The organism is Streptomyces sp. NPDC050636, from assembly GCF_040654775.1.
Lineage (GTDB): Bacteria > Actinomycetota > Actinomycetes > Streptomycetales > Streptomycetaceae > Streptomyces.
Genome location: NZ_JBFAIP010000263.1, coordinates 1 through 1,351, shown reverse-complemented (window position 1 = coordinate 1,351; position 1,351 = coordinate 1). Strand labels below are relative to the sequence as shown.

The following is a 1,351-nucleotide window of genomic DNA, read 5'->3' as shown; positions in this document are numbered from 1 at the left end:
CCCGCCCACCTCCCGGCCCGTTACGTGCCCGCGTGGGAAAGGGACATGCGCGACGACCCCGTACGGGTCGCCCTGCGCTCGGGCCTCGCGCACCTGGCCCGGTATGCGGAGCCGTCCCAGGTGGCCCGGCTGCGGCATGAGGTCGCCGTCCTCTTCGTGGGCTACGGCCAGGAGGGTTCCTGGCGGTCCCGGGGCCATATGCCCAGCGTCCACGAGTACCTGGCGCACCGTCAGATCAATAGCTTCCTCCCCTGCATCGCGCTGACCGACGTGGTCGGCGGCTACACACTGCCCGCCACCGAGTACGCAGACCCGCGCGTGCGCCGCGCCGTGACGACAGCCGCCACGGCCGGCACGCTCGTCAACGACCTGTACTCGATGACGAAGGAACACGCCTCCTCGGACGTGGAGTTCAACCTTCCCACCGTGATCGCAGAGCAGGAACGGTGCTCGCCGCGCGAGGCGATCGAGCGGAGCGTGGAGATCCACGACGAGCTGGTGCGTGCCTTCGAGGCGGAAGCGGCGGCCCTCGTCCTCACCGGATCGCCTCAGCTGCGCCGGTTCCTCGCGGGGGTGTGGGCCTGGCTCGGCGGCAACCGCGCATGGCACAGCGGCAGCCCCCGCTACAACGGCGCGTGACCCGCTCCCCCACCATCAACACCTGTACATCACAAGGAGTTTCCTCATGACCACCGCTGCCTCGCCCGTCCTGCGCACCGCCTACCAGAAGGCGGTGGCCGACTACTGGAACGCCGAACGGGACCCGGTCAACCTGCGCCTGGGCGACGTCGACGGCCTCTACCACCATCACTACGGGATCGGCGACTACGACCCCTCCGTCCTGGAGGGCGCGCAGGAGACCCGGGACGAGCGCATCATCGAGGAACTGCACCGGCTGGAGTCGGCACAGGCCGACGTCCTCCTCGACCACCTGGGCCTCGTCGCCCCCGACCAGCGCCTGCTGGACGCCGGCTGCGGCCGGGGCGGCACCAGCATCATGGCCAACGCACGCTTCGGCTGCCAGGTCGACGGCGTCTCCATCTCCCAGTCCCAGGTCGACTTCGCCAACGACCAGGCCCGCAAGCGCGGCGTGGACGACAAGGTCCGCTACCACTTCCGCAACATGCTGGACACTGACTTCCCCACCGGCGCCTTCCAGGGAATCTGGAACAACGAGTCCACCATGTACGTGGACCTCAACAAACTCTTCGCCGAGCACGCCCGCCAACTGGCTTACGGCGGCCGCTACGTCACCATCACCGGCTGTGGGGCGGCGCGGTTCCCGGGGCCTGCCCGGGGCCGCGCCCGGCCCTCGCCGACCAGGGTGTACGGACCGTCGCGGATCCGGCGG

General features: G+C 70.0%; 1 protein-coding gene and 1 pseudogene. Both read left to right on the top strand.

The genetic code is table 11. The features are described from left to right. Positions 1-639 (top strand): annotated as a pseudogene (locus AB0I10_RS41150) (Camphene synthase); the annotation flags it as partial. A 46-nt stretch (positions 640-685) separates the two neighbouring features. Continuing rightward, positions 686-1,351 (top strand): methyltransferase domain-containing protein (locus AB0I10_RS41145; protein WP_363157852.1); only part of this gene is annotated, 666 nt, incomplete at its 3' end.